This window comes from Rhodococcus sp. EPR-134, from assembly GCF_001647205.1.
Lineage (GTDB): Bacteria > Actinomycetota > Actinomycetes > Mycobacteriales > Mycobacteriaceae > Rhodococcus_F > Rhodococcus_F qingshengii.
The window spans coordinates 1-265 of record NZ_LVCT01000225.1 but is presented as its reverse complement, the minus strand read 5'-3'; the positions used below and the strand labels follow the sequence as shown (position 1 = coordinate 265).

General features: G+C 63.0%; 1 protein-coding gene. It reads right to left on the bottom strand.

Annotated elements, in window-relative coordinates:
- The coding region (locus tag A2J01_RS09965) for an ATP-binding cassette domain-containing protein (RefSeq protein ID WP_156519228.1) at positions 1-264 on the bottom strand (264 nt) is incomplete at its 3' end.
- Position 265: the final 1 nt, after the last annotated feature.

Below are 265 nucleotides of genomic sequence, written 5' to 3'. Positions count from 1 at the left end.
CTGCTGGAGCAAGCGGAAGTCCTGGAACACACAGCCCATGCTCTGGCGAAGCTTCGGCACGCGGCGGGCCGCCAACTTGTTGACGTGGAAATCCGCGACCTCGATGTCGCCGGACGTAGGCGACTCCATCTTGAGCAGCAACCGCATGAACGTCGACTTGCCGGAGCCGGAGGGGCCGATGAGGAAGACGAACTCCCCCTTCTCCACCTCCACACTGACCTTGTCGAGCGCCGGCCTGGTGGAGGCCTTGTAGGACTTCGACACA